This is a genomic window from Sphingopyxis sp. EU05-FHT14B03, from assembly GCF_058790875.1.
In genome coordinates this window covers 505961-532580 of record NZ_JBYTDC010000003.1, presented here as the reverse complement: position 1 = coordinate 532580, position 26620 = coordinate 505961, and the positions used below count along the sequence as shown (strand labels likewise).

General features: G+C 65.8%; 33 protein-coding genes. 15 read left to right on the top strand and 18 right to left on the bottom strand.

Translation table 11 applies throughout. The features are described from left to right. Positions 1 to 29: 29 nt before the first annotated feature. From AC3WS4_RS19150 to AC3WS4_RS19115, 8 genes are read right to left on the bottom strand one after another with little or no spacing between them, the layout of a single operon-like run. On the bottom strand, positions 30 to 743 hold the full coding sequence (locus tag AC3WS4_RS19150) for an META domain-containing protein (RefSeq protein WP_492737428.1): 714 nt from the start codon (positions 741 to 743) through the stop codon (positions 30 to 32). Positions 744 to 795: 52 nt separating this feature from the next. Beyond that, positions 796 to 1614: a TrmH family RNA methyltransferase gene (locus tag AC3WS4_RS19145; protein ID WP_492737426.1), complete on the bottom strand. Its 819-nt coding sequence runs from the start codon at positions 1612 to 1614 to the stop codon at positions 796 to 798. A gap of 4 nt (positions 1615 to 1618) precedes the next feature. Further along, on the bottom strand, positions 1619 to 1897 hold the full coding sequence (locus AC3WS4_RS19140) for an HPr family phosphocarrier protein (protein ID WP_056345338.1): 279 nt from the start codon (positions 1895 to 1897) through the stop codon (positions 1619 to 1621). After that, complete coding sequence (locus AC3WS4_RS19135; protein WP_056347134.1) at positions 1894 to 2298, bottom strand: PTS sugar transporter subunit IIA; 405 nt, start codon at positions 2296 to 2298, stop codon at positions 1894 to 1896. The genes AC3WS4_RS19140 and AC3WS4_RS19135 overlap by 4 nt, the downstream gene beginning before the upstream one ends. Positions 2299 to 2336: 38 nt before the next feature. Beyond that, positions 2337 to 3278 carry an RNase adapter RapZ gene (gene rapZ / locus AC3WS4_RS19130; RefSeq protein WP_056345340.1) on the bottom strand — a complete coding sequence of 314 codons (942 nt, stop codon included), beginning with the start codon at positions 3276 to 3278 and terminating at the stop codon, positions 2337 to 2339. Then, positions 3275 to 3721: an HPr kinase/phosphorylase gene (locus tag AC3WS4_RS19125; protein WP_056345343.1), complete on the bottom strand. Its 447-nt coding sequence runs from the start codon at positions 3719 to 3721 to the stop codon at positions 3275 to 3277. Before AC3WS4_RS19125 ends, rapZ begins: the two co-directional genes overlap by 4 nt. Positions 3722 to 3775: 54 nt before the next feature. Next, positions 3776 to 5374 (bottom strand): sensor histidine kinase, encoded by a 1599-nt coding sequence (locus AC3WS4_RS19120; protein ID WP_492737423.1) that lies wholly within the window; start codon positions 5372 to 5374, stop codon positions 3776 to 3778. Continuing rightward, positions 5358 to 6068, bottom strand: a complete 711-nt coding sequence (locus tag AC3WS4_RS19115; RefSeq protein WP_056345351.1) for a response regulator transcription factor — start codon at positions 6066 to 6068, stop codon at positions 5358 to 5360. Before AC3WS4_RS19115 ends, AC3WS4_RS19120 begins: the two co-directional genes overlap by 17 nt. Before the next feature lie 280 nt (positions 6069 to 6348). Here AC3WS4_RS19115 and AC3WS4_RS19110 point away from each other — a divergent pair, with 280 nt between their 5' ends. Genes AC3WS4_RS19110 through AC3WS4_RS19100 form a run of 3 tightly spaced genes read left to right on the top strand, consistent with a single transcriptional unit; the run spans position 6349 to position 8846 of the window. Beyond that, the gene (locus AC3WS4_RS19110) at positions 6349 to 7950 is read left to right on the top strand and encodes a phosphoenolpyruvate carboxykinase (RefSeq protein WP_056345355.1); all 1602 of its coding nucleotides are present in this window, start codon (positions 6349 to 6351) and stop codon (positions 7948 to 7950) included. 48 nt (positions 7951 to 7998) lie between these two features. Continuing rightward, positions 7999 to 8451, top strand: a complete 453-nt coding sequence (locus AC3WS4_RS19105; RefSeq protein ID WP_492737421.1) for a hypothetical protein — start codon at positions 7999 to 8001, stop codon at positions 8449 to 8451. 38 nt (positions 8452 to 8489) lie between these two features. Beyond that, entirely contained in the window at positions 8490 to 8846 is a 357-nt protein-coding gene (locus AC3WS4_RS19100; RefSeq protein WP_166943032.1) for a hypothetical protein, read from the top strand. Positions 8847 to 8861: 15 nt separating this feature from the next. Here AC3WS4_RS19100 and AC3WS4_RS19095 read toward each other — a convergent pair whose 3' ends face one another. The 3 genes from AC3WS4_RS19095 to AC3WS4_RS19085 form a co-directional block, all read right to left on the bottom strand. After that, positions 8862 to 9779 (bottom strand): gliding motility protein GldB-related protein, encoded by a 918-nt coding sequence (locus AC3WS4_RS19095; protein ID WP_492737419.1) that lies wholly within the window; start codon positions 9777 to 9779, stop codon positions 8862 to 8864. Next, on the bottom strand, positions 9779 to 11632 hold the full coding sequence (locus tag AC3WS4_RS19090) for a DUF885 domain-containing protein (RefSeq protein ID WP_492737417.1): 1854 nt from the start codon (positions 11630 to 11632) through the stop codon (positions 9779 to 9781). The genes AC3WS4_RS19095 and AC3WS4_RS19090 overlap by 1 nt, the downstream gene beginning before the upstream one ends. Positions 11633 to 11758: 126 nt before the next feature. Further along, on the bottom strand, positions 11759 to 12154 hold the full coding sequence (locus tag AC3WS4_RS19085) for a DUF3597 domain-containing protein (protein ID WP_492737415.1): 396 nt from the start codon (positions 12152 to 12154) through the stop codon (positions 11759 to 11761). Positions 12155 to 12333: 179 nt separating this feature from the next. Between AC3WS4_RS19085 and AC3WS4_RS19080 the strand changes: the two genes are divergently transcribed. Next, positions 12334 to 12936 (top strand): DUF937 domain-containing protein, encoded by a 603-nt coding sequence (locus AC3WS4_RS19080; RefSeq protein ID WP_492737413.1) that lies wholly within the window; start codon positions 12334 to 12336, stop codon positions 12934 to 12936. A gap of 39 nt (positions 12937 to 12975) precedes the next feature. Here the strand turns inward: AC3WS4_RS19080 and AC3WS4_RS19075 are convergent, their stop codons facing one another. The 3 genes from AC3WS4_RS19075 to rplU all read right to left on the bottom strand — a co-directional run bounded on the left by AC3WS4_RS19075 (position 12976) and on the right by rplU (position 14601). Continuing rightward, on the bottom strand, positions 12976 to 13572 hold the full coding sequence (locus AC3WS4_RS19075) for a GNAT family N-acetyltransferase (RefSeq protein ID WP_492737411.1): 597 nt from the start codon (positions 13570 to 13572) through the stop codon (positions 12976 to 12978). Between the two features lie 249 nt (positions 13573 to 13821). Further along, positions 13822 to 14091, bottom strand: coding sequence for a 50S ribosomal protein L27 (rpmA, locus tag AC3WS4_RS19070; RefSeq protein ID WP_056345384.1), 270 nt, complete (start codon positions 14089 to 14091; stop codon positions 13822 to 13824). A gap of 48 nt (positions 14092 to 14139) precedes the next feature. Further along, entirely contained in the window at positions 14140 to 14601 is a 462-nt protein-coding gene (gene rplU, locus AC3WS4_RS19065; RefSeq protein WP_056345388.1) for a 50S ribosomal protein L21, read from the bottom strand. A 318-nt stretch (positions 14602 to 14919) separates the two neighbouring features. On the opposite strand from rplU, the gene AC3WS4_RS19060 reads away from it, so the two are divergent. Continuing rightward, the gene (locus tag AC3WS4_RS19060; RefSeq protein ID WP_492737408.1) at positions 14920 to 15438 is read left to right on the top strand and encodes a hypothetical protein; all 519 of its coding nucleotides are present in this window, start codon (positions 14920 to 14922) and stop codon (positions 15436 to 15438) included. 44 nt (positions 15439 to 15482) lie between these two features. Here the strand turns inward: AC3WS4_RS19060 and pspF are convergent, their stop codons facing one another. Continuing rightward, positions 15483 to 16511 carry a phage shock protein operon transcriptional activator gene (gene pspF, locus AC3WS4_RS19055; protein ID WP_492737406.1) on the bottom strand — a complete coding sequence of 343 codons (1029 nt, stop codon included), beginning with the start codon at positions 16509 to 16511 and terminating at the stop codon, positions 15483 to 15485. Positions 16512 to 16685: 174 nt separating this feature from the next. On the opposite strand from pspF, the gene AC3WS4_RS19050 reads away from it, so the two are divergent. From AC3WS4_RS19050 to AC3WS4_RS19005, 10 genes are all read left to right on the top strand, one after another. Then, positions 16686 to 16859 carry a hypothetical protein gene (locus AC3WS4_RS19050; RefSeq protein WP_156377605.1) on the top strand — a complete coding sequence of 58 codons (174 nt, stop codon included), beginning with the start codon at positions 16686 to 16688 and terminating at the stop codon, positions 16857 to 16859. A 93-nt stretch (positions 16860 to 16952) separates the two neighbouring features. After that, positions 16953 to 17618, top strand: coding sequence for a phage shock protein PspA (pspA, locus tag AC3WS4_RS19045; RefSeq protein WP_056345397.1), 666 nt, complete (start codon positions 16953 to 16955; stop codon positions 17616 to 17618). A gap of 12 nt (positions 17619 to 17630) precedes the next feature. Further along, positions 17631 to 17906, top strand: coding sequence for an envelope stress response membrane protein PspB (gene pspB, locus AC3WS4_RS19040; RefSeq protein ID WP_056345400.1), 276 nt, complete (start codon positions 17631 to 17633; stop codon positions 17904 to 17906). A gap of 1 nt (position 17907) precedes the next feature. Continuing rightward, positions 17908 to 18288, top strand: coding sequence for an envelope stress response membrane protein PspC (gene pspC, locus AC3WS4_RS19035; protein ID WP_492737403.1), 381 nt, complete (start codon positions 17908 to 17910; stop codon positions 18286 to 18288). A gap of 30 nt (positions 18289 to 18318) precedes the next feature. After that, positions 18319 to 18618: a hypothetical protein gene (locus tag AC3WS4_RS19030; RefSeq protein WP_056345406.1), complete on the top strand. Its 300-nt coding sequence runs from the start codon at positions 18319 to 18321 to the stop codon at positions 18616 to 18618. Between the two features lie 11 nt (positions 18619 to 18629). Next, entirely contained in the window at positions 18630 to 18947 is a 318-nt protein-coding gene (locus tag AC3WS4_RS19025; RefSeq protein WP_056345408.1) for a hypothetical protein, read from the top strand. A gap of 11 nt (positions 18948 to 18958) precedes the next feature. After that, complete coding sequence (locus AC3WS4_RS19020) at positions 18959 to 19231, top strand: hypothetical protein (protein WP_056345411.1); 273 nt, start codon at positions 18959 to 18961, stop codon at positions 19229 to 19231. Positions 19232 to 19253: 22 nt separating this feature from the next. Then, entirely contained in the window at positions 19254 to 19523 is a 270-nt protein-coding gene (locus AC3WS4_RS19015) for a hypothetical protein (protein ID WP_492737401.1), read from the top strand. Positions 19524 to 19561: 38 nt separating this feature from the next. After that, positions 19562 to 19807: a hypothetical protein gene (locus AC3WS4_RS19010; RefSeq protein WP_492737399.1), complete on the top strand. Its 246-nt coding sequence runs from the start codon at positions 19562 to 19564 to the stop codon at positions 19805 to 19807. A 153-nt stretch (positions 19808 to 19960) separates the two neighbouring features. After that, positions 19961 to 20371: a SufE family protein gene (locus tag AC3WS4_RS19005; RefSeq protein WP_492737397.1), complete on the top strand. Its 411-nt coding sequence runs from the start codon at positions 19961 to 19963 to the stop codon at positions 20369 to 20371. A gap of 220 nt (positions 20372 to 20591) precedes the next feature. Here the strand turns inward: AC3WS4_RS19005 and AC3WS4_RS19000 are convergent, their stop codons facing one another. From AC3WS4_RS19000 to clpP, 3 genes are all read right to left on the bottom strand, one after another. Beyond that, positions 20592 to 24089 (bottom strand): TonB-dependent receptor, encoded by a 3498-nt coding sequence (locus AC3WS4_RS19000; protein ID WP_492737395.1) that lies wholly within the window; start codon positions 24087 to 24089, stop codon positions 20592 to 20594. Positions 24090 to 24358: 269 nt separating this feature from the next. After that, a complete protein-coding gene (gene clpX, locus AC3WS4_RS18995; RefSeq protein WP_056345428.1) occupies positions 24359 to 25627 on the bottom strand; it encodes an ATP-dependent Clp protease ATP-binding subunit ClpX in 1269 nt (422 codons plus the stop codon). 212 nt (positions 25628 to 25839) lie between these two features. Continuing rightward, positions 25840 to 26490, bottom strand: coding sequence for an ATP-dependent Clp endopeptidase proteolytic subunit ClpP (gene clpP, locus AC3WS4_RS18990; protein WP_056345431.1), 651 nt, complete (start codon positions 26488 to 26490; stop codon positions 25840 to 25842). Positions 26491 to 26620: the final 130 nt, after the last annotated feature.

Here is a 26620-nt window from a genome sequence, read left to right as displayed (position 1 = left end):
CGACACAAACGGGGGTAGAGTTTGCGGTTCTAGATCACCCGCTTGAGCACCACCGTCCGCCCCTCGGCGCCGGTCAAAATCAGCGTGCCGTCGGATGGAAAGCTCAAACTCACCGGCCCGCGCATCAGATCGAAGAAGGCGTTCTCCTGCGTCGTGGCCGCGCCGGGACACGCCATTTCGGTCGCCATCAGCGGACCGGCGGTCAGTGTCTGTCCGTCGCGTTTATAACCGCCCGAAAAGCGGTTGCAGCCCGCGCTGCCGCTCAGCCTTGCTCCCTCGAACGCCAGCGATGTCGGCCGGTCGCCCGCGACCGCGACGCCGCCGATCGAGACGAAGGTCCAGCTTGTCCCCGCCAGCGCGGCCGGCGGCAGCACCCCACCGCCGCAGCCCTTCACCGTTTTGCCCTCGGCGGTCAGCGTCACCGTGTCGCGATAGCGCCGGTCGCTCATCCCGTCGCTGCATTCGCCATGGGTGATATCGACGGTCAGCCGCGGCGTGACATAGCGCTCGCCGTTGAAGCTCGGCCGCGCGCCGGGATTGGCGACGACAATCTTGGTGTCGCCGTAATCGCCGTCGTAGTTGAGCATGCCCGGCGTAATCTCGAGCGTCCAGCCGGGCTCGGTACCAAGCGCGAAATAGGCGGCGGCCGGCGGAGCGCCGGGTCCCTGCGGTGCCTCGGCGGCGGGCACGCAGGCGGTGAGAAGTAAAAGCGGGGCGAGGGCGGGCAGGGTGATCTTGGTCATGGGGACCTCCTGGACCGATCGGGCTGATCGACCGATGAATGAGAACCGCCCGCTATCGGTTTCGCCGCTGGTTCAATACCTCATAGGCCATGACCGCCGCCGCGACCGCGGCGTTCAAACTATCGGCCTTGCCGAGCATCGGCATTTTCACCCGCACGTCGGCGGCCGCGGCATAGTCCGCCGGCATCCCCTGCGATTCATTGCCGATCAGGATGAAGGTCGGCGCCGCATAGCGCACCGCCTGATAATCCTCCGCTCCGTCGAGCCAGGTCGCGACCAGCTGCCCGGGCCCACCACGCAGCCAGGGCAGGAACTCGTCCCACCGCGCCTGCACCAGTTGCTGGGTAAAGATCGCCCCCATGCTCGCGCGCACCGCCTCGACCGCATAGGGATCGGTGCTCTCGTCGAGCAGGATCAACCCGCCCGCGCCGACCGCGTCGCCGGTGCGCAGCATGGTGCCGAGATTGCCCGGATCGCGCAGCCGTTCGGCGACGAGCCAGATCGGCGCCGCGCCGCGGTCGATATCGGCCAGCGACGTCTTCGGCTCGGCGTAGATCGCGACGATCGCCTGCGGATTATCCTTGCCCGACAGTTTCGACAGGATCGCCGGCGTGGTGTCGACCACCTCGCCGCCGCCCGCCAGCGTCGCATCGATCAGCGCCTGCGCCAGCGGATGCGCCGCACCCTCGGGGCCGAGGAACAGCCAAAGCGGCAGGATTCCGGCGTCGCGCGCCTCGGTCGCGATGCGCAGCCCTTCGGCGAGGAACAATCCTTCGGCACGGCGATGGCGCTTTTCGCGCAGCAGCCGCATCCGCTTGACCAGCGGATTGGACAGGCTTTCTATGCTGGAACGGCGGCCCGCTTGGGTCATGCCGTCAATCCTCGCCGAAGCTGTCCTTGACCAGCCCGACGAGCTTGAGCAGCGCCGCGTCGGCGCCGTCGCCGCTGGTGTGGATGGTGATCGAATCGCCCTTGGCGGCGCCCAGCATCATCAGCCCCATGATCGAGGTGCCGTTGACGCGGCTGCCGCCCTTTTCGACCTCGACCGACACGGTCTCGGGCAGGCGGCTGACGAAGGTGACGAACTTGGCGCTGGCGCGCGCGTGCAGACCGCGCTGGTTGGTGATTTCGACCGTCTCGCTGTTTTCGTTCATGAACCAACCCCCAGCATTTCGGATGCGACGGAGATATATTTCTGGCCCGCCTCTTTTGCGGCGATCACCGCCGGGCGGATGTCCATGGTCTTGCGCGCGCTTTCCAGCCGGATCAGCATCGGCAGGTTGACCCCGGCGATCACTTCGGTGCGTCCGGGCTCGAGCAGGCTGATCGCGAGGTTCGACGGGGTGCCGCCGAACAGGTCGGTCAGCATGATGACGCCGCGGCCCTCGTCAACCTTGCGGATCGCGTCGGCGATTTCCTTGCGCCGCATCTCCATATTGTCGTTGGGACCGATGCACACGGTGGCGATCGCGCGCTGCGGGCCGACGACATGCTCCATCGCGGTCACCATTTCCTCGGCGAGCCGGCCATGGGTCACGAGGACCATCCCGAGCAGCGGCAATGCTTTGTCAGTGGGCATGAAGTGCGAGACCCTTATGCTTGTTTGCCGCCGGACGCGGGAGATGCGGACGGGGGCTTGCCCTCAAGCCCATCTTGCGGGGCGGAGTCAAGGTTGCGGTGGGTGACCGTCGGCGCATGACCCGCCGACCGTAGCGTCTGGGCAACACGTTCGGCGACATGGACCGATCGGTGGCGCCCTCCGGTGCAACCGAAGGCGATGGTGACATAGCTTTTGCCCTCGGCGCGGTAGCGCGGCAGCAGCGCCAGCAACAGTGCCTCGATCTGGCCGACGGTCGCCTCATAGGCGGGATCGGCCATGACATAAGCGGCGACATCGGCGTCGAGTCCCGTACCGGGTTTCAGTTTCGGGTCCCAATGCGGGTTGCGCAGATAGCGCATGTCGAACACCAGGTCGGCGTTGCGCGGCAATCCGCGCGCGAAGCCGAAGCTCAGCACGCTCAGCACCGGCTCATCCTCGCCGCTGTCGCCGAAACGCTGGCGGATTTCCTGTTGCAGGTCGTTGCTGCTGTAATTGGTGGTGTCGACGACATGCTCGGCCCAGCGGCGCAGCGGCTCCATCATCTCGCGTTCGCGCGCGATGCCGTCGGCGGCGGGGCGGTCCTCGGCCATCGGGTGGCGGCGGCGCGTCTCCGAAAAACGGCGTTCGAGTTCGGCCCCGGCGCAATCGAGGAACAAAGTGTCGATGTCGCGCCCGCCCGCTTCGCGGAGTTGCTTCATCCGTTTGACCAGCGGCGCGGGTTTGAACCCGCGGCTGCGGCTGTCGATGCCGACCGCGAGCGGACGGCCTTCACGGCCTTGCCCGGCAGGGGCGTCGAGCAGCGCGTCGAGCAGCGCGACGGGCAGGTTGTCGACGACCTCCCAGCCGAGGTCCTCGAGCACTTTCAGCACCGTCGACTTGCCCGCCCCAGACAGGCCGGTGACGAGCAACAGGCGCGGGTCGCGCGTCTCCTTCATGCCCCGACCCCCAGCCGGTCAAGCGCCATCAGGATCTTGATCGGTGCCGATGCCTCGAATCCCGAAATCAGCACTGCGGGCAATTCGACCCCCGCGACGACCTCGACCTGGTTCGCGGGCGGCATCCGCTCGGGCCGTTCGGACAGGCGCACCGCGATCGCGAGCGGAACCGGGCCGGTGAAGGGCTGCTCGACGATGCCGATGCCGCGCACCTCCAGCTTGCCGGCGAGGATCGCGGGCGGGCGGCACCACAGGCGGCCGCGGTCGAACCAGATGTCGCAGCGGTCGTCGGCGACCAGCCGCGCGCCGCGATCGATCAGCCGCAGCGCGAGGTCGGACTTGCCCTGTCCCGAATGGCCGAGGATCAAAATGCCGCGACTCCCCGCCGCGACGCAACTCGCGTGGATATTGACGATCTGGGGAGCGGTCCGGCGCGGCAACATGGGGCGCAGGCTTACCGGCGTGTCAGCGGCGGGGCAAGGCGATTGGGTCGGGGCTTACGCCGCGTCGTCGTTGCCCTCGGCGGCGGGAAGGGTGATCAGCAGGCTCGCGCCCGGCTGGCCGTCGTCGCGGTCGCGCGCGGCGATATGTCCGCTATGCCCCTCGACGATCGTCCGCGCGATCGCGAGGCCCAGTCCGCTGTGGCGCCCGAACGCCTCGCCGTCGGGGCGCTCGCTGTGGAACCGGCGGAAAATGGCCTCGCGCTGTGACGGTTCGATGCCCGGGCCGTCGTCGTCGACCCCGATATGGACGTCGTTGCCCAGCCGCGTCGCGCGCACGCAGACGAGGCCGCCGGGGGGCGAAAAGCTGATCGCATTGTCGATGACATTGTCGATCACGCGCTCGAGCCGATGGCCGTCGCCCATCACCAGCGTCGCGCCCTTGCGCGGGCGGGCGAAGGCGATGCGCGGATGCGGCAGGTCGGTGCCCTCCGCCCTGGCCGCCCGCGACGCGAGCATCGATTCGATCATCAGCCCCAGGTCGATCGGTTCGAAATTGGTGCGCGACAATTGCGCATCGATGCGGCTCGCGTCGCTGATGTCGGTGACCAGCCGGTCGAGCCGCCGGACATCCTCGTCGGCGATTGCTAGAAGCTGGGCGCGTTGCTCGTCGGTCTGGACGCGCCGCAGCCCCTCGACCGCCGAGCGTACCGAGGCGATCGGGTTCTTGAGCTCGTGCGTCACGTCGGCGGCGAAATGCTCGCCGGCGTCGATGCGTTCGCGCAGCGCCTGCGTCATGTCGCTCAGCGCGCGCGCCAGCGTCCCGATCTCGTCGCGGCGGCTCGGCAGGCGCGGCACTACGACCTCGCGCGCGCGGCCCAGGCGAACGCGGACCGCGGCGCGCGCGAGCTTGCGCAGCGGGCGGACGATCGTGCGCGCGAGGAAGAGCGAGAGCAGGATCGAGGTCATCAGCACCAGCGCGACCACGACTGCGAGCCGGAAACGTTCGGCGCGCACGGTGCGCGTGATGTCGCGCGCGTTCAACGTCATCAGCATGACCTGCGGGGTGTCGAGGTCGACGATCCGCGTCGCGCTGAGCAAGGGCGTGCGTTCGGGGGCGTAGCGGAAGCGGGTGGTGGCCTGGCCGCTTCGTATCGTCTCGACGACCTCGGGCCAGGATGGGCCACGGTCGGTCGCGGGTTCTTCGAAATCGGGATAATTGGGTGCACCGACGATCCAGTCGATGCCGCGGTCCATCGCGCGCGCGGCGTCGCGTTTCCATGGCTGCAGGTCGGGATCGCGCAGCGTATAGGTCGGCGGACCATGATCAAAACTGTCGTCGAGCCGGTCGCCGCCGCGCGCATAGAAGCGCAGCCGCGATTCGGTCGCACGCGTGAATTCGTCGATCAGGTGCCGGCGCTGGTCGGGGCGTGCCGCCTCCAGCGCCTCGTCGAGCATCGCGAGCTGCTCCTTCATCACCTCGATTCGCGTATCGACCAGCCGGCTGCGATAGGTGTCGAGATAGAAGAAGCCGCCCGCGAGCAGCGCGATCGCGACGATATTGACCGCCAGGATGCGCGTCGTCAGCGACCAGCGCGCCGACCAGACGAGCGGCTGGTCCTCGGCGTCGCGCGCGGGATCAGCTTTCGTCGGCAAACCGGTATCCCGCGCCGTAAAGCGTCGCGATCGCGTCGAACTCGGGGTCGACCTCGCGGAACTTGCGCCGCAGCCTTTTGATGTGGCTGTCGATCGTGCGGTCATCGATATAGACATCGTCCTGATAGGCGGCGTCCATCAACTGGTTGCGGCTGCGCACGATGCCGGGGCGGGCCGCCAGCGTTTCGAGGATCAAAAATTCGGTGACGGTCAGCGTCACGTCCTTGCCGTCCCATTCGACCTTGTGGCGCGCCGGGTCCATGCGCAGGCGGCCGCGGGTGATCGGGTCGGCGACGGGCTCGTCCTCGTCGCCCGGCGCGTTCTTGTTGAGCTCGACGCGGCGCAGGATGGCGCGGATGCGCGCGATCACCAGCCGCTGCGAGAAGGGCTTGGCGATATAGTCGTCGGCGCCCATCGCGAGGCCGAGCGCCTCGTCGATCTCGTCGTCCTTGCTGGTCAGGAAGATGACGGGCAGCTGGCTCTTTTCGCGCAGCCGGCGCAGCAGTTCGAGTCCGTCCATGCGCGGCATCTTGACGTCGAAGACGGCGAGGTCGGGTGGATTGTCGATCAGCGGCTTCAGCGCCGCCTCGCCGTCCGAATAGACGCGCGTGACAAAACCCTCGGCCTGCAGCGCGATCGACAGGGATTGCAGGATGTTGCGGTCGTCGTCGACCAGCGCGATGGTTGCCGTCATGCTCTTTCCATATGGGCGGGCGTCCCGGCAACTAGCCGATCCGTGGCCTGGCCACAACCGCGGCGGCGGCGCTCGGGTTCCGTAACGGCACCGGCATGGCGGCGCCGCCGATACCCAGCTTTAATCTTTTGACCTCATCCTTCATCCTCGCTAACGCGGCCGGGAATTTACGGAATCGGCGTCACGTCGGCACCCATGAAAATGCGGGCCTCCCCTTATGCTCGGCAGGCCTTGCATACCTATGCAGTGGGGCTGCGGCGCGGTTGGGAAAGGCAAGAACATGACGAAGATCATCATCGGCAATGGCGCCGTTGAAACGCAGGCCGCGGTTGCCGAAAACTGGGGCACGTCGGCGCTGATCGAGGATGCCATCCGTCATGGCGAAGGCCTGCTCGCCAAGGACGGCCCGCTGGTCGTCGCCACCGGCAAGCACACCGGGCGCAGCGCCAAGGACAAGTTCATCGTCCAGGACGACGAAACGCGCGACACCATCTGGTGGGGCAAGACCAATGTGCCGATGACCCCCGATCATTTCGCGGCGCTCAAGGCCGATTTCTTCGCGCATCTCGCCGATCGTCCCCGCCTGTTCCGCCAGCAGCTGTTCGGCGGTTCGCAGCCCGAACATCGCGTCGCGGTCCAGGTCGTCACCGAATTCGCCTGGCACAGCCAGTTCATCCGCACCCTGCTCGTCCGCCCGACCGCCGACGAACTGGCGGCCTTCGCGAGCGAATATACGATCATCGACCTGCCGAGCTTCCGCGCCGATCCGGCGAAGCATGGCACGCGCACGGAAACCGTCGTCGCGGTCAATTTCTCCGAAAAGCTCGTGCTGATCGGCGGCACGGCGTACGCCGGCGAGATGAAGAAGTCGGTGTTCGGCATCCTCAACTATCTGCTCCCGGTGAAGGGCGTGATGCCGATGCATTGTTCGGCGAACATCGGTCCGAACGGCGACACCGCGGTCTTCTTCGGCCTCAGCGGTACCGGCAAGACGACGCTGTCGGCCGACGCTTCGCGCACGCTGATCGGCGACGACGAGCATGGCTGGTCGGACACGGCGGTCTTCAACTTCGAGGGCGGCTGCTATGCCAAGATGATCCGCCTCTCGCCCGAGGCCGAGCCCGAGATTTTCGCGACCACCAAGCGCTTCGGCACGGTGCTCGAAAATGTCGTGATGGACCCCGCGACGCGTGAACTCGACTTCGACGATGCGACCCTCGCCGAAAACAGCCGCGGCAGCTACCCGATCGATTTCATTCCGAACACCTCGGAAAAGAACATGGGTCCGGTGCCGCAGACGGTCATCATGCTGACCGCCGACGCTTATGGCGTGTTGCCCCCGATCGCGAAGCTGACCCCCGACCAGGCGATGTATCACTTCCTCTCGGGCTATACCGCGCGCGTTGCCGGCACCGAAATCGGCGTGACCGAGCCCGAGGCGACCTTCTCGACCTGCTTCGGCGCGCCCTTCATGCCGCGCCACCCGTCGGTTTACGGCAATCTGCTCAAGGAACGCATCGCCAAGGGCGGCGTTCAGTGCTGGCTCGTCAACACCGGCTGGACCGGTGGCATGGCGACGATGGACGGCATCAAGCGCATGCCGATCAAGGCGACCCGCGCGCTGCTCAACGCCGCGCTCGATGGCAGCCTGAACGATGTCGAGTTCCGCAAGGACCCCAATTTCGGCTTCATGGTTCCGGTTGCGGTTCCGGGCGTCGATTCGGGTCTGCTCGATCCGCGCGAGGCGTGGGCAGACAAGGCGGCCTATGACCGCACGGCGCAAACGCTCGTCGGCCAGTTCATCGACAATTTCGCGCAATTTGCCGAGCATGTCGACGAAGGCGTCCGTCAGGCCGCACCGCAGGCGGCTGTCGCAGCCTAATTGACCCGGAAACTTCCGGGTGCTCATTCACCCGGAAGGACCGGACCGATGACCACCGACTATAAGCCGCGCCTTTTCGTGCGCGACGAAGACATACACGCGCTCGGCGAGGGGCTGCTCGCCTGCGCGCTGCCGCGCACCGCCTGGACGCACGAGGCGCATCTGGGCGCCTGCCTGTGGCTGCTGACCGAACGCCCCGAGATCGACATCGACGCCGAGATCGCCGGCATCATCCGCCGCTTCAACACCAGCGTCGGCGGCGTCAACGACGACACGCAGGGCTATCACGACAGCATCACCCGCGCCTATGTCGCGGGGGCACGGCTGTTCCTGTCGGAGACGGCGGAGACGGGACTGACGGCGCGCGTCAACGCGCTGCTGCTTTCGCCGATGGGCGCGCGCGACTGGCCGCTGCGCTTCTACAGCCGCGACCTGCTCTTTTCGGTGCCTGCGCGGCGGGGATATGTCACACCGGACCTCGCGTCGCTTCCTTCGGCGTGATAGCGTCGCACCGGCTTTGCCAAATAGGAGCGCATGACATGAGCATCTTGGACAATATTCTCGGCCAGATTTCAGGCAACGACACGGTGACCAACCTTGCGGCGAAGGTCGGCCTGTCCCCCGAGCATGTCGAATCGGCGATCGCGGCGCTCGCCAAGCAGCACCCGATGCAGGGCGACACCGCCGAGGGTGCCGCTGCAGCAACCGGCTTGCCGCTCGAAAAACTGCAGGAAATCGTCGGCCATATCGGCGGTGAAGGTTCGCTCGGCCGTTTCGCGACGATGCTCCAGCAGGACGGCGCTTCGGGCATCCTCGGCGCTCTCGACCGCGACGGCGACGGCAACCCGCTCAACGACCTCGGCGGCATCGCGGGGTCGCTGTTCGGGAAGAAATAAGGGTGCGCGCCGGGGTTAGAGGGCTATCCCCGGCGTCCAGCCGCTCGCCGCGAGAAAGGCGGCCGGGTCCTTCATCTCGATGATCTCGCGCAGCGCCGCCGCTTTGTCGGGCGCGCGGTTGTAATAGCTTTTGACGATTCGATAACCGACCCAATAGCCAAGGTCGCCGGGCCAGCCATCGCTGCCTTGCTTGTTATAGAGCCAGCGCGACCCGATGGCTTTCTCGTCCTTCTCGGCAAGGAAGGCGGTCTCCAATGCCTTCTCGCGCCCCTTGGCCCATTGGTGAAGCAGCGGATAGCCGACCGAACCGGACATCAGCTCGCCGACGAATTCGGCGACCCCTTCGCCCAGCGCTGCCCGCAACACCTTTTCTTCGGGGTCCTCGACTTGCGCAAGAGGTTGCTGCGCATGGACATATTCATGCGCAATGACGTGGACAAAGCGGTCTTCGTCGTCGGCTTCGATGAATGTTGCGGCACACAGGGCTTCCAGCCCGATGTAGAGGCCGTTGGCGTTCGCGGTCCCGGCGGTCGATGCGCGGCCGATCGCGATGGTGATGGGCGGAAACTTCGCTTGCGGATAAAGCGCGGCGAGCCTGTCGGTTGCGGCGATGAGGCGCGGGCGGACGCCGCCGAGCTTCGCCGCGCAGCCGCGCGCGTCGTCGAAGACCTGTCGCTTGTCGCGCAACGCCGTCGCCAGCCGCTCGGGGGTGATCCGGCGCAGCGTCATAAACTCGGCCAACCCCGGCGTCGGCTCGGCAAGGTAGCGGGCCGCAAGCAGATCGGGCTGCCCGGCGATCGCGGGATCGTCGTAAAGCGCGAAAAAGCGCTCGACGTCCGATGTGATAATCGCGACCCGCGGCGGCGGGGCATCGGCGGCCTGTGCCGCGCCCGCCAGCAGTAGCGCCGCCAGGGCGGCGGCCGTCCGGCGCATCAGCCTTTCGCCCCCGCCACATATTCCGCGACATTCTGCGCCAGCACGTCGAGCGGCACATTGCCGCCTTTGACCACGACATCGTCGAAATCGCGCAGGTCGTATTTCGCACCGAGCGCCTTTTGCGCCAGCCCGCGCTGGCGCACGATCTCGCTATGCCCGACCTTGTAGCCGCAAGCCTGCCCGGCCCAGCTGCAATAGCGATCGACCTCGCTCGATACTTCGAGCGGGTTCGAGCCATTCTCCTTGACGAAAAACTCGACCCCCTGCTCGCGTGTCCAGCGCTTGGCGTGCAGCCCGGTATCGACGACGAGGCGGCAGGCGCGGAAGGCGAGCGACTGGAGATAGCCGAGCCGCCCGACCTCGAAATCGTCGTAGAGGCCGAGTTCGTCGGCGAGCTGTTCGGCGTAGAGCGCCCAGCCTTCGCTATAGGCGTTGAACGCCAGCATCGTGCGGATCAGCGGCATCTGATTGGCATATTCGCCCTGCCAGGCGTGGCCGGGGATCGCTTCGTGCATCGCGAGGTCGGGCAGCGAATATTTGCTGTGCAACTCGGTGGTGCGCAGATTGATCCAGAATTTCCCCGGGATCGTGCCGTCGATCGACCCCGCGCCGCCATAGGCTGCCGGTGCCCCCGGCTCCTCGGCGAGCGGCAGTCGCTTGACCTCGACATTGCCCTTCACCAGCGTGCGGAAGGCACGCGGCAGTTCGGCGCGGATCTTGCCGAGCCAGGTCTGGATATAGGCGACGATCTCGGCGCGGCCCGCGTCATTGTCGGGGAATTTATATTTGGGGTCCTTGGCGAGCGCGTTCATGCGGTCGCCGACCGAGCCTTGCGTATAGCCGATCTTGCGCAGGATCGGGTCCATCTGACCGTGCAGCGCGGCGAGCTCGTCGCGGCCCATCGCGTGAACCTCGTCGGGGGTCATCCGCGTCGTGGTGCTGGCGCGCAGGCCCCAGGCATACCATTCGTCGCCGCCCGGCCGCGCCCACATTCCCGCATCCATCGTCGCCTTGGGCCGCTGCGCCTTCATCTCGGCCAGCTGGCGTTCGAGCGCTGCGGCGACGGGGCCGGTGACGATCGCCTGCGCCCGACCCGCCCAGTCGCCTGCGATCTTCGCATCGCGGGTGCGGGTGGCGAGGCTGTCGACCATGCCGCCGCCCGCCTTGGCATCAGCAAGGCTCGCCTCCATCTGCTTGACCGCCTTGTCGATCAGGAAGGCGGGGGCAATCATTCCCTGGCCGCCAGCCGATTTCAGCCGCTCGGTCTCGCCATCGAGCACGCCCTGAAAGGCGTTCAGGCGTGACAGATAGGCCTCGGCATCGGCGGCGGTCTTCACCGGATGGTCGCTGTCGAGGAATTTGGGAACGTCGAGATAGGCACCGACATTCTGGATCACGACATAGGGGGTGTTGCGCCAGCCGCCGACCGCGACGTCGCCATAGGGCAGGGCAAAGCCGTCGAGCGCGACGCTGTACGCGCTGTCGACAACCGCCAGGCTGGTGCGTGTCTTATGGTCGAGGCCCGCCTTGTCGAAAGCGCGGACACGCGCGAGGTCGGCCTTCAGCGTCTCGGTGAGCGCCTTTACCCCCGTCGGCGAGCGGTCGCCGAGCTTGCCGCGTTCGGCGGCGCGCGCGCCGGTGTCGATGCCGAGCGAGGTCGCGCCCTCGGGCGACTGCGCGAGCAGATTGTCCGCGATCGAGGTCAGCAGCGCGTCCGCCGCGCTCGGGCGCGGGCCGGTGATGATCGTTTCGGCGACGGCGGAACCGGCAACGGCGAAGCTCGCGGTACCGGCACCGAGCGCGGCGAGCGTGTGGCGGCGGCTGACGGGGGTGGAAAGACTGTCGTGCACTTGGCGGCTCCCTGCGACTTTGTTTCTTCTGAAACCTGTCTAGGCGGCGCCGCGCGGGGGTCAACGAAAAGGGGCCGGGAAAGCCGTTGGCTCACCCGACCCCCGTCGAAAACTATGGTGCGTTTGTCAGTCGGTGAGGTCGGCGGGCACGGTGCCGCCGTTCGCGGCGAGTTCGCGCATGACCGCCTTGATCAGCCAGATGTTCATTTCGGCGCTGCCGTCGAGCGCGCCGGTATAGCCAAGCTCGGTCGCCAGTTCCTTGCGGTTGGCCAGGCTCGGATCGAGGTCGAGCAGCTTCATCAAATCGACGATCGAGGTGCGCCAGTTGAGATCCTGTCCGGCGTTGGCGGCCTGCGCGGTCAGGATCGCGACGACATCGACGTCGCTGATCGCCGCGGGGGCGGCAGGGACGGGCTGCGGCGCCGCGGGGGCGCTGGTGGTTGCGGCGACGGGGGGAGCAGGCACGGCGGCCTCCGCCTTCTTGCCGAAAATCGCGTCTTTGATCGAACTGAAAATACCCATGATTATGCTCCCACTTGTGGCGGCGATGCGGACCCCGGGGGCGGAGTCGCACGGCCGCAGGTTAAGCTTGGCCACAGCGAAATGACAGCCGAATGAACGGCTCGTCCTCCGCCCGCGCGCTGCTATGATAATGCGCGGGCGGGCAGTTCGATCCCGCGCCGCTATGGGAGCATAAAACCATGAATCTGACCGATATCCTCGCCCAGGCCGGCGGCATCGAATCGATGGCGAAAGAATTGGGCGTCCCGCCCGGACTCGCGAAACAGGGCGCGGAGGCGCTGCTCCCGGCGATCCTCGGCGGTTTCAAGAAACAGGCGCAGGGCGGCGGCGGGATTGAAGGTCTCGGTGGGCTGCTCGCCGGCCTTGGCGGTGGAGGCCTGCTCGACGCGGTGCTCGCGCCGCAGGCGACCCCGGTCGAACAGGGCAATGACGTGCTCGGCCAGATCTTCGGGTCGAAGGATGTCAGCCGCTCGGTCGCGGGCGACGCGGCGGCGAAGACCGGCATCGACGCGGGCACGCTCAAAAAGATGCTGCCGATCCTCGCGATGCTCGTCGCGGGTTATATGGCGAAGCAGAGCGGCAACGAAGGCGGTGGCGGGCTGACGGGCGGTTTGGGCGGCATGCTCGGCAATGTGCTGGGTGGCGCATTGGGTGGTGGCGCGGCGCCTGCCTCGGGTAGCAGCGGCGGCGCGTTGGGCGGGCTTGGCAGCCTGCTCGACCTCGATGGCGACGGCAACCCGCTCGACGACATCATCGGCATGGCCGGCAAGCTCAGGGGCTAAAGCTCAAGCCCTCTCCCCTTCAGGGGAGGGGCTCAAGGCTCACGCCGCCATCAGGCGCAGTTCCTGACGAAAGTCCTCGTCCACCCCGATGCGGCTTCGCATCGGGGTGACGGCGCCATCGCTGTCGCCGTCCCCTTCCTCGAACAGTGCACACGCGGATTCGCCGCCGCGCGCCAGGCTATAGCGCTGGGCGATCTGGCCGGTCGGCCGGAAGCCGAGCTTGCGCAGCACCGCGCCCGACGCCGGATTGTCGGTGAAGTGGCCGGCGGTCAGCCGGGGCAGGTTCATCGCGCGCGCGATGCGGATCAACTGGCGCCCCGCCTCGGTTGCGAAACCCAGCCCCCAATAGGGGCGGGCGATCCAGTAACCCATTTCCAGCGTGCCGTCTGGCGCGGGCGAAATGCCGCAGCCGCCGACGAGGCGCGGCGACCCGCCCGTGCGGTTGAAGATCAGGAAACGCGGCTCGGCAGGGTTGATCGGCTTGGCAAGGAATTCCATCGCCTGTTCCTCGCGGTACGGCCAGGGCGCGGTGGCGAGGTTGCGGACCACGCCTTCCTCGCCGATCGCCTTGGCGAGCGCCGGGGCATCTTCCTGCCAGCCGGGCCGCAGCAATAATCTTTCGGTTCTTGCGAACATCGTCTTCACTCCCATTTGCCTGTCGCCCTGGCGCCAGATGGTGACGCTTTGACGACAGGCGATGAAGAGGGAGATGATCGGCCCGATTTTCGCGCCCGTTCGCCGATGGTGGCGCCATGCGCCGGAAAACGGGCAAGAAAAAAGGGAGACCGGGGGTGACCCGTCTCCCTCTTTTCGAACTTTGTTTCCGCTGGCGCGGAAAGGACCGTTCCGGGTCATCCCTTGGTGGACGACCCTGGAAGAGCGTCCTTATTCGGCGGCTTCCGCCATGGCGTCGACCGACACATATTTGCGGCCAAGCTTGCCATCATGGAATCGGACATGGCCTTCGGCGGTCGCGAACAGGGTGTGATCCTTGCCCATACCGACGTTGACGCCCGGATAGACGCGGGTACCGCGCTGACGCACGATGATGTTGCCGCCGATCACTTCCTGACCGCCGAACTTCTTCACGCCAAGGCGGCGGCCGGCTGAGTCGCGACCGTTGCGCGATGAACCGCCTGCTTTTTTATGTGCCATGACTGATGCTCCTTAGTTCGTTCGAGAGGCCGAGCCGCGTTGCCGCGCTCAGGCGTCCTTCTTGGGGGCTGCCTTCTTGGCAGCGGGCTTCTTGGCGGGCGCTTCGGCAGCGGCTTCGGCCTTCGGGGCAGCAGCCTTCTTGGGCGCGGCGTCCTTCGCGGGAGCAGCCTCTTCCTTCGGAGCGGCTTCCTTCTTCGGCGCGGCCTTCTTGGCTTCGCCGACGGCGAGGATGCGCAGCAGCGTCAGCGACTGACGGTGGCCGTTGCGGCGACGGTAGTTGTGCCGGCGGCGCTTCTTGAAGACGATGACCTTTTCGCCGCGCGTCTGGGCGATGATCTCGGCCGAAACGACGAGGCCGTCGGCGCTCTTCACTTCGCCGCCGTCACCGGCCAGCAGGATGTCGCCGAGCGACACGGTGTCGCCAGCTTCACCGGCGATCTTCTCGACGGCGATTTTGTCTCCGGCGGCGACGCGATACTGCTTGCCGCCCGTGCGCACGATTGCGAACATGGTCTTCCATCCAATCAAAAAACTAAATCACCCGCGCACCAGTCCCCTGCCAAGGCAGGCGATTTTTCCGGCATGCGGGAAAGTCAGGCCCACTAACGAGCCAAGCCCGAGCTGTCAACCGCATATTACCGTGCTTTTTGCGCGTTTTTCTCGCTATCGCGAGAATCGGCGCCGGCCCGCTCCCCCACCCGGCCTCCCATAGGCTACTATCGTCGGGGAGGCCGGGTGGGGGAGCAGGCCGGTGCGTCAGCCGGGGAGAATATGACTCGCCGATTCGCCCCTTGCCGCCCGGCGCCCGCCCCCATATCAGGGGCGGCGATGAAGCGCTTCCTTCTTTTGCTCTCGATCGCCGCGGCGCCGCTGGCCTTGTCGGCCTGCGCCGCGGCGCAGGCGCCCGCCGCCCCGTCGCTCGCCAAGCGCGCGGTCGAGGGACGGCTCAACGTCGCGCCGACCCCTGTCGTGGTGCCGCCGCCGGGTCCCTTGCCCGCCGATCTCGCCGGCCGCCTCGCGCGCTGGGAATCGGATGGCGCCGCCGGACAGCAGGCCTTCGCCGCCGAACGCGATGCCACGGCGCAGCTGGTCAATGCCGCCGCGGGGGCCGCGGTGGCGAGCGAGCGCTGGGTCGTTGCCGAACAGGCGATCTCGCGCCTCACCGCCGCGCGCGCGCCGATCACCGGCGCGCTCGCCGACATCGAACGCCTCTATATCGAGCGCAGCATCGACGAGGCGATCGACGGCCTGCCCGACATCTATGCCCTGCGCGACCGGTTGTCGGAGCAGGTGTCGGCGCAGGATGCGGTGATCGAGGCGCTGAACGCACAGCTGCCGGGGGAATAGGCGAACAATCCTCCCCATGGCTGCGCCACAGGGAGGATCGCTCCTCAATTCAAGCCATGCTTCTTCAGCGCATGGCGGATCTGGTCGTAGCTCAGCCCCAGCGCCTCGGCGGCGATCTTCTGGTTGAAGCGGCAGCGCGCCATCGTGTCGGACAATATCTGCTTTTCATAGGCGTCGACCGCCGCGCGCAAATCGCTGACCGTGCCCGACGGCGGCGCGGACGGGGCGGCGACCGCTTCGGTTCCCGACGTTGGCGCGGCCGAGTCGGCTTTCGCCGCGACCTTGCGCACCGCCGGCTGCCAGGGGCTCGCGAAGGGATCGAAGCTCAAGGCGTCGACCGGCTTTTCGGGGTCCGCCCAGCGATAGATGGCGCGCTCGATCACGTTGCGCAGTTCGCGGACATTGCCTGGCCAGTCGTGTCCCTCCATCGCGGCAAGCGCGCGCGGACCAAAGCCCGGCCATTCGTCCCAGCCGAGCACCGCCGCCATCCGCTGTCCGAAATAGGTCGCAAGCACCTCGATATCGCCTTCGCGCGCGCGCAGCGGGGGCAGGGTGATGACCTCGAACGACAGCCGGTCGAGCAAATCGGCGCGGAACCGATTGTCGTCGACCAGTGCCGGCAGATGTTCGTTGGTCGCCGCGACGATGCGCACGTCGACACGAAGCGGGCGCGACGATCCGACACGCGTCACCTCGCCATATTCGACCGCGCGCAGCAACCGTTCCTGCGCGCCCATCGACAAGGTGGCGAGTTCGTCGAGAAACAGCGTGCCGCCGTCGGCTTCCTCGAAGCGTCCGGCGCGGGTGCGCGTCGCGCCGGTGAAGGCGCCCGCCTCGTGCCCGAACAACTCCGATTCGATCAGCGTCTCGGGCATCGCGGCGCAGTTCATGATCACATAGGGCTTGTCCCACCGCGTCGACAGGCGGTGGAGGCGTTCGGCGATCAGTTCCTTGCCGGTACCGCGCTCGCCGATCACCAGCACCGGGCGGTCGAGCGACGCGGCGAGGCTGGCGCGCTCGACCGAGTCCTGAAAGGCCGCCGACTGGCCGATGAATTGGCTTTCGCGTTCCATTCCCAATGATTGGCAAAATTTCCCGCTGATTGGCAAGTCAAATCGGCGCGAAAGGGCATTTCAGTGTGAAGTTGGGCTGTTTTGCGCCCTTCGCCGCAATTGGCACGCTCTCTGCATTACATCATACGAACCGGCGCAACTCGCACCGGTGCAGCGAAAAAGGGACTGACGATCATGAAGCCGATTTTTGCCCAAACCGCCACCTTCGCGCTCAGCGCGCTCGGCGCTCTGGCGATCCTCGTCGGCGTGATCGACCAGCCCCAAGTCGCCTTCGGCATCGCCGCTTCCCCGGGCGGGATGGCGATCGCGGCCGCTGCAGCAACCCCGGCGGTCAGCCAGATGGCTTGACCGGCACTGGTGCCGGGGCACTCTCCCCCCTTGCCCCGCCCCGGCACCAGCATTTTTAAACACGCAAGACGTTTCGATCAGGAGTTTAGTCACATGGGTATTTTTTCACGCACCCGCGACATCATCGCCGCCAACGTCACCGACCTGCTCGACCGCGCGGAGGATCCCGAAAAGATGATCCGCCAGATCATCTTCGAGATGAACGAGACGCTCGTCGAAGTCCGCGCTTCCGCCGCCCGCACCATCGCGGATCAAAAGGAAATGCGCCGCCACATCACCAAGCTCGAAAGCCTGCAGGACAGCTGGAAGGAAAAGGCCGAACTCGCGCTGTCGAAGGACCGCGAAGACCTCGCCACCGCCGCGCTCGTCGAAAAGCAGAAGGCCGGCGACATGGCCGAGCGGCTGAAGAGCGAAATTTCGGTACTCGACGACGCGCTCAAGGGTTATGAGAACGACATCGCCAAGCTGCAGAAGAAGCTCAGCGAAGCGCGTGCGCGCCAGTCGAACGTCTCGACCCGCCTCGAAAGCGCCGAGAATCGCTACAAGCTGCGCGAGATGACCAACGGCGACCGGGTCGAAGACGCCTTCTCGCGCTTCGAAATCCTCGAACGCCGCGTCGACGAGGCCGAAGGCCGTGCCGATGCGCTGGGTCTCGGCTACAAGAAGTCGCTCGACGAAGAGATCGCCGAACTCCAGGCCGCCGACAAGGTCGCCGACGAGCTCGCCGCGCTCAAGGCGGCCCAGGCCAGCAAGAACTAAGGAGCCGGACCGATGGAAGAAGTGATTATCGTCCCGATCGTCATCGGCACTCTCTTCCTCGGTCTGCCCTGGCTGATCCTCCACTATGTGACCAAGTGGAAACAGGCCAAGACGCTGACCGGAGAAGATGAGCAGCTGCTCGACGAACTCTACGACACCGCCCGCCGGCTCGAAAACCGGCTCCACACCGTCGAACGCATCATCAGCGCCGACCATCCCGATTTCCGCCCCGCGGTTCGCAGCGATGAAGATCTGGCGCAACTCGAAAACCCGACCAGGAGGAACTGAGATGTCTGCCAGCCGCACCAAATTCTACCTCGACAAGCAGAACGCCAAATGGAGCGGTGTGTGTTCGGGGATCGCCGATTACAGCGGGATCGATGTCCTCTGGGTCCGCGTCGGTGCCGTCCTCCTCACCCTGATGGGCGGCTTCCCCTGGACGCTGATCGCATATTGGATGGTCGCCTGGATGGGCACGCCGAAACCCTTCGCGCTCTATGGCTCGAACGAGGAAGCGAAGTTCTGGCAGGGCGTGCGCTCGAACCCGACCGCGTCGACCCGCGACATCCGCTCGCGCTTCCGCGACATCGATCGCCGGCTCGCCGACATCGAACTCTACTACACCAGCCACAACCGTCGGCTCGCCGACGAGATCGACAGCCTGCGCTGAGCGCGATTGTCGGCAACAGGGAGAAGACAGATGAATTTCGGTGGTACCGGTTTCGTCCTCGCCATCATCGCCTTGTCGATCGGCGGCTGGATGTTCACCACCTGGACCCGCGCCAAGCACGGCTATCCGGTTGAAAATGAATGGGGTGGCACGGTTCATCGAACCGACCCCGACGCTGATCGAAAAATCGCGCTGCTCGAAGGCGACAATGCCAAGCTCGCCGAGAAGATCGTCCGGCTCGAAGACCGGATCTCGGTCCTCGAACGGATCGCAACCGAAACCAATGGTCAGTCGGCGCAACTCGCCGATCAGATCGACCGGCTGCGCTGAGGGGAAAAATCATGAATCTCGATGTACTCAACGCCATCGCCCCCGTCGCCGCCATCATCGGCATCACGACGGTCGGCGGCTGGGTCTTCACCACCTGGCTCCGCGTCAAGAACGGTTATCCGCTCGAAAACAGCTGGGGCAAGGCGGTCTATCCCAGGACCGGCGACGAGGCGATGGAACGCATCAAACTGGTCAGCCAGGAAAATGCCCAACTCCGCGCCGAACTGGGTTCGGTCAAGGACCGGCTCGCGGTGATCGAGCGCATCGTCACCGACGAGAGCGGTCGGCTGGCGAGCGAGATCGAGGCGCTGCGGCGCCCCGCGAATTGAGGAGTTGAACGATGAGCGGCGGATTTGTCCTCGGTTTCTTTTTCATCGTCGTCGGGCTGCCGGTGATCTTCGGGATCGGTTTTGCCGCCTATGAGCGCCACCTGAAGTTCAAGGAACGCCAGCTCCAGGCGATCACCAGCGAGACGGCTGAAAAGGCGGCGCAATATGCCGCGCACACCGAACGGCTGGAACAGCGGGTTCGCGTCCTCGAGCGCATCGTCACCGACAAGGGCGTCGATGTCTCGGACGAAATCGAAAAGCTGCGCGACGCGCCGCTCAACTAAAAATATTCGAAAGGATCCCCCCATGAACCCCTTTGAAATGGTTATCGGCATCGTCCTCATCGTGACGATCGGCAGCATCATTCGCGCCAAGCACGGCATCCGCCGCGACAATCGGGGCAATGAATATTTCGTCGGCGGTGCCAAGGACGACGCCGAGACCAAGGCGCTGCAGGCCGAGATCCGCACCCTCAAGGACCGCATCCAGGTGCTCGAACGCATCGCCACCGACAACAACCGCGCCGCCACCCTCGACGAGGAAATCGAACGGCTGCGCGACCGCTCGCAAATCTGATCGCCAAAAAACCGATCGCCGATAAAGGAGCCAAGCTCATGGCCTTCATCACCCCCGACCTCACCGCTGCGGCGGTTGCGCTCACCGCCCTGACCATCGTCAGCATCGTGACGCTGCGCGGCTGGCGCGACTGGATCCAGCTCAAGCGCGAGGAACTCGCCGCCGGCCACGCTCCGATGGCGCAGGACGCACATGTCCCGCACGCCGGATCGCGGATCGAGATCGCCGACCTCAAGGAACGGCTGCGCAAGCTCGAAGCGATCGCGGCGGGCGTCGACCTCTAACGATCCGTCGCCCCCGCGAAGGGTGCCGGGAGTCACGTGCCTCCCGACACGGCCGGCGGGAGAGGTCGCGCAAGCCCGATTGCGGCCCCCGCCTTCGCGGGGGCGACGGGAAGCACCCTTCCCAGACCTCCCCAAATCTGTCACTGGCCCGCCATGCGCAGCCTCGACGACATCTTCGAAGAATATGACTTTCTCGACGGCGACGATCGCTATCGCCTGCTGATCGACCTCGGCCGCATGCTCGAGGCGATGCCCGATGCCCTCAAGACCGACGCGACGCTGGTGCGCGGCTGCTCGGCAAGCGTCTGGGTCTACCCCGTACCCTCCGACGACGGCCGCCTCCACTTCCTTGCCGACAGCAATGCCGCGATCACCAAGGGCATCGTCGCGCTCGTCCTCGCCGCGGTGCAGGACCGGCCGGCAGGCGAGGTCGCCGCGATGGACGTCACCGCCGCGCTCGCTCGCTTCGACCTGACACGCCAGCTGTCGTCGAACCGCACCCAGGGCGTCCCCAACATGATCGCGCTCGTCCAGGACACCGCCCGCCGCCTCGCCGGCGCCTGAGCGAGCCGTAGCGGGCGAGGGCGGACCTATCCGTCCCGTTCCCCGGCGAAGGCCGGGGTCCAGGGCGTGATAATGCAACGCTGCCTTTGCGCCGCTCTGGACCCCGGCCTTCGCCGGGGAACGGAAATGGCCGACCGGCCTCTCTCCACCGCAAAGCACCCAAAGAAAAAGGCGCGGGAGTTTCCTCCCGCGCCCCGATCTTTTCCCGTTGGTCGTACGATCAGAATTCGTACGACACGCCAACCTTCAGGCGCCACACCGACGACGACACGTTGATGCCGTTGTCGGCCGCGAAATCCGCCGCCCCGTTGGCGCCGGTGATAACGTAACGGCCCTGCGAGTCGATGCTGCTGACCGTGGCGATGTCCTGCAGACCCGAGAAGTTCCGGCGATGCTGGACGTTCCAGCCGTTGTCGAGGAAGTTCAGGAAGTTGTCCATCGTGGCGTAGAGCTTCAGCTTGTCGTTCTTGCCGAACAGGCGACCCGGACCGGGGATTTCCTGCGAGAAGGACAGGTCCATGTCGAAATACCAGTCGTTCGAACAAGTGTTCCGCGAGATCGTCTTGCCGAGATACTTCTTCGCGCAGCCGAGCCCGCTCGCAAGGTCGACCAGTTCCTGAACCGCCGAGTTGCGCGATCCGCTGACATAGGCTCCGGTCGGGCTGCTGACCTGCGGCGCGATGTTCGGATCGTTGATCCCCGTCGGCAGATAGATCAGCGAGTTGTTAGAACCCGAGTCCGCGTCGTTGAACAGACCGCTGCCGCCGAAGGTCAGGCTGTACGGACGGCCCGAACGCGCAACGAAGCTGATCGCGAAGCGCGTCGACAGATCGTCGAAGAATTCTTCGCGGAACGCGAGGCGCGTCGAGATATTGTGCTTGCTGTTGAAAAAGCCACGCGATGCGGCGGGGTTCTGGCGGTCGAACGCGGCGGTCAGGTCATAGTTCGACCCGGCCGTCGAGTTGTACATGTTCCGCCGATCCTGCGAGTCGGTGTAGCTGTAGCCGAAGTTGAAATCGACACTGCCGTTCTCGGTGAACAGCCCGCCGTCGAAGGTCTTCTGCAGGATGAACGACGCGATATGGCTGCGGAAACTGCCCGCGTTGGTCAGCATCAGTTCGTCGTCGCGGCTGGTGTTGAAGCAGACTGCGTTGACGTTCTGATATACGGGGCCCGGGTTCAGGCCAACGAGCTTCGCGGTACAGCCCGCGACGTTCGGGTCAATCGCGCGATAGAGCGGGCGACCGTCGATCGTGTAGCCGTTGATACCGAGCGCCGGGTTAACCGTCTGCGACAGGTCGACGATGGTGAACGGATTGCGATACTTGCTGTAGATATAGTCGAGCGTCAGGTTCCAGCCGCTGAAGAAGCCCGAGGGGGCAAGGTTCAGTTCCGACGTGAAGCCGATGTTGGCGCGCAGCACCGTCGGCATCTTGATGTTCGGGTTGATCGACTGGGTGTCGCCCAGACCGCGCGCGGCGCTTGCCGAGGCCGACGACTGGAAGCAGGTCGGGACGCCGGTGAACTGGCCGTTGACGACCACGTCGAGCTGCTGGCCCGGCGCGAGGCCGCACGCCGTATCGGCCGTCGTGCCGGTCGCGAAGCCGCGGCCATCGTTCTGGAAGGCGTTGCCGAACCAAACGACCGGGTCGCCGCCCGAGAAGATGCCGACGCCGCCGGTCAGCTTCGGCCGGCCGAACACCGCGAAATCGTCGAAGTCATAGGTCAGCGCGAGGCGCGGCATGATTACCGGCGGCAGGTTGCTGAAGCTGGTGTTGTTGGGGATGCCGTACCGCTGCTGGAACACGGGGTTCAGCGCCGGGCGGCCGCCGTCGTACCAGTCCATGCGCACGCCGAGCACGGCGTTGAGCTGGCTGCTGATCTCCCATTCGTCCTGCGCGAAGATCGAATAGTTGCTGCGCGTGAACTGGGCGGCGGCGTCGTTGACGTCGCCGGTGGCCGAGAAGTTGCCGAACGCCCCGAAGGTACAGCCGTTGACCACGTTGACCGGGGTGGTCGAGGTCGTTGCGGTCGTGCAGAGCGGGTTTGCGCCGGCAGGGCGGACGCCCGGCGAGAGCAGGCCTGCACGCAGGTCGTCGATGTTGCGGAACACCAGCGTGCCCGTCGCATTCTGGACGAACAGGTTGAACAGGTCGGCGCGGTTGAGTTCGGCCCCGACCTTCAGCGTGTGCGCGCCGGTCACCAGCTTCGCAACGGCGCGATACTGGTCGATGTTGGTGCGCAGGTCGTTCGCCGAACGCGAGTTGCCGGGTCCGGCAAGAATGGTGCCATCGGCGCCGGTGGCATTGTCGATGCCGACGATGATGCGCGGGATCGGGCTGCCCGATTGGGCTTCGCCGCCGCCGACCGGATCCTGGCGATCACGGACTTCCGAGCGCGAATAGCGCAGTTCGGTCGAGAATTCGTCGGTCCACTGCGAATAGAGGCGTCCCGAATAATAGTTCGACTTGGTACCGCTGGTATAGAAGGTGTTCAGGCCGATCGCCTGCGGCGACGAGCCGGTGAACAGGTCGTCGGGGCGGGTCGAGCCTTCCTCGAGGCGCTGATAGGTCAGCTCGAGACGATGGTTGTCGTTGATCTGCCAGTCGAGGCGACCGAAATAGCGATCGTTCTTGTACGGGCGGTTGGTGACCAGCGGGCCGGTCTCGATGCCATAGACGTCGCTGAGGACATCCGAGATGGCGTTGAACTGATCGAGCGAGATGCCGGTCTGCGGATTGGCGTAGCCCGCGCCGGTCGGACCATCGTCCTGCGACTGGCCGGCTTCCTGATGCTCATAGGCGCCGAAGAAGAACAGGCGATCCTTGATGATCGGGCCGCCGAGCCAGGCGCCCCAGCGCTTCTCGGGCTTGACCGGTGCAACCTTGGGGATGCCGGGCAGTGAATCGCCACGCATGCCGTTGTCGGAATATTCGAAGAAGCCGCCGAATTTATAGTCGTTGGTACCCGACTTGGTGACGACGTTGATCGCGCAGCCGGTGAACTGGCCGTAATCGACGTCGAACGGGGCGAACTGGACCTGCGTTTCGCGAACCGCGTCATACGGGATCGGGGTCGACGAACGCGACGAGAAGCCGGTGTCGTTCAGGCCGTAGATGTCGCCCTGGCTGATGCCGTCGACGGTGAAGGCGTTGCCGCGGTCGTTGCCACCGAGGCACGAGACGCGATCCTGGCCCGAGCCGCCGTCATCGCGGTCGAGGCTGACGCGCGGATCGAGGCGGATGATGTCGCGGATGTCGCGGTTGAACGACGGCGCGCTTTGCAGGACTTCGGTGGTGAAGCTGGTGCCCGGGCCGACCGCGAGTTGGGTCACGCGGACGCGGGTGCCGGTGACGACGATCTCGCCGCCGCCCGATGCCAGCTGGAACCGAAGGTCGGTGTTGCCCTGCAGGGTGGTATAGATTTCGCTCAGCGACTGGCCTTCAAAGCCATCGGCATTGGCCGAAACCGAGTAAGGTCCGCCGGTGACGAGGCCGCTTGCGGTGAAGCGGCCGTCCGAACCGGCAACGATGGTGCGCGCGGCGCCGGTGCGGGTGTCGGTGATGACGACCGTCGCGCCGCTGACCGGCGCGCCGTTGTCGTCGCTGACCTGGCCCTGGATGCCGGTCGTGATCTGCTGCGCCTGCGCAGGCGCGGCGACGACGGTCGCCACGCTGATAGCCATCAGGCTAGCGGCGATCGAATAACGAAGTTTCATGAAAGTCCCCTTTGGTGTGCATTCGGCAGGCGCACGATCTTGGGGCGCGCCTCAACCTGCGAGCGCCCCTGAAGCCCGCATGTGGCACGATTGTGACAGCAAATGTGACAGTGCAAGCCGCGCGCGGCGGGCCGCGGGGCGTGGCAACGAAAAAGCGCTAATTTGCGTCGCGCCCTCCGACTTATCCACAAGCGGCGGTGCGTTTTTCCGGGTGACTGTTGCTGCAATGCAACATCGTCGGCGCGCGCCGATCCGGCGCGCGCCGCGACTCAGGCGGCGTCGCCGGCCTCTTTCGCTTTGTCGGCATAGACGCGAACCGGGTCCTTGCGGCCCTCGACGACATCCTTGTCGACGACGATCTCGACCACGTCGGTCAGGTCGGGCAGGTCGAACATCGTGTCGAGCAGGATCGCCTCGACGATCGAGCGCAGCCCGCGCGCGCCGGTCTTGCGTTCGATCGCCTTTTTGGCGACCGCGACCAGCGCGTCGTCGGTGAAGGTCAGCACGACCTCTTCGAGGTCGAACAGCTTGCGATACTGCTTCACCAGCGCATTCTTGGGCTCGCCCAGAATCTTGACCAGCGCGTCGATGTCGAGATCCTCGAGCGTCGCGATGACGGGCAGGCGGCCGACGAATTCGGGGATCAGGCCGAATTTCAGCAGATCCTCGGGTTCGATATTCTTCAGCACTTCGCCCATGCGGCGCTCGTCGGGGCCGGCGACATGCGCGCCGAAACCGATCGACTTGCCCTGCAGGCGGTCGCCGATGATCTTTTCAAGCCCGCTGAACGCGCCGCCCGCGATGAACAAGATGTTCGTCGTGTCGACCTGCAGGAATTCCTGCTGCGGATGCTTGCGTCCGCCCTGCGGCGGCACCGACGCGGTCGTGCCTTCCATCAGCTTGAGCAGCGCCTGCTGCACGCCTTCGCCCGACACGTCGCGGGTGATCGAGGGATTCTCGGCCTTGCGGCTGATCTTGTCGATCTCGTCGATATAGACGATGCCGCGCTGCGCCTTTTCGACATTATAGTCGGACGACTGGAGCAGCTTGAGGATGATGTTCTCGACATCCTCGCCGACGTAGCCGGCTTCGGTCAGCGTCGTCGCATCGGCCATGGTGAAGGGCACGTCGAGGAAGCGCGCGAGCGTCTGCGCGAGCAGGGTCTTACCGCTGCCGGTCGGACCGACGAGCAGGATATTCGACTTCGCCAGTTCGACCTCGTCGCCGCGGCCCGAATTGGCGAGGCGCTTGTAGTGATTGTGCACCGCGACCGACAGCACGCGCTTGGCGGTGTTCTGGCCGATGACATAATTGTCGAGATGCTGACAGATTTCGAGCGGGGTCGGCACCGCGCCGTCCTTGCGCGCGGCGACACCGCCCTTGATCTCCTCGCGGATGATGTCGTTGCACAGCTCGACGCATTCGTCGCAGATGAAGACGGTCGGCCCGGCGATCAGCTTGCGCACTTCATGCTGCGATTTGCCGCAGAAGGAGCAATAGAGGGTGCTCTTGCTGTCGGAGCCAGAGAGCTTGGTCATAAAATTCCTTTTGGGGTCGTGCGAAACGCCGCAAAACCCATGCTGGCGCCGCCCCCGCTGGAGGCGCCGCCGATCATCCTAGCCCCCGCCAACCCAATTACAATATGGCAATTGGGTGACATTGGCACAATGTCCCGGCTAGCGACTGGCGGCGAACGGGGCGTCAAGAAACGCGGTTACCACGTCCTTGCCGCCCGTTCGCCTGTGTCATTTCAGGGCGTCGGCCCTTCGCTCACTTCCTTGGGCGCGTCGTCGCCCGGGGCGCCGGGACGGCGGTCGAACACCTGGTCGACGAGGCCGAATTCCTTGGCCTCTTCGGCCTCGAGGAACGTGTCGCGGTCCATCGCCTTTTCAATGTCTTTCAAAGACTTGCCGGTGTACTTCACATACAGGTCGTTCATCCGCTTGCGGATGCGCAGGATCTCGCGGGCCTGGATCTCGATGTCCGACGCCATGCCGCGCGCCCCCCCCGAAGGCTGGTGGATCATGACGCGGGCGTTGGTCAGCGCGACGCGCATGCCGGGTTCGCCCGCAGCGAGCAGAAAGCTGCCCATCGATGCGGCCTGACCGACGCACACGGTGCCGACGCGCGGCCGGATATATTGCATCGTGTCGTGAATCGCCATGCCCGCCGTGACCACACCGCCCGGCGAGTTGATGTACATATAGATGTCCTTCTTCGGATTTTCCGATTCGAGGAACAACAGCTGGGCGGTGATCAGCGAGGCCATCTGATCCTCGACCTCGCCGGTGACGAAGATGATCCGTTCGCGCAGCAGGCGCGAGAAAATGTCGAAGCTGCGTTCGCCGCGGCTCGTCTGCTCGACGACGACGGGAACCAGGGCGGCGAGCGGGTCGATCATGGAAAATTCGTCCTTCGTTATTCGGGATGCCGCGTCAGGAATCGACGGGCTGGCCCCTCCGCTGCCTTACATCGGCGCCAAGCAGGACGGTTTCAAGGGGGCAAAAGGGGCGGACATCGTGCCGCCCCGG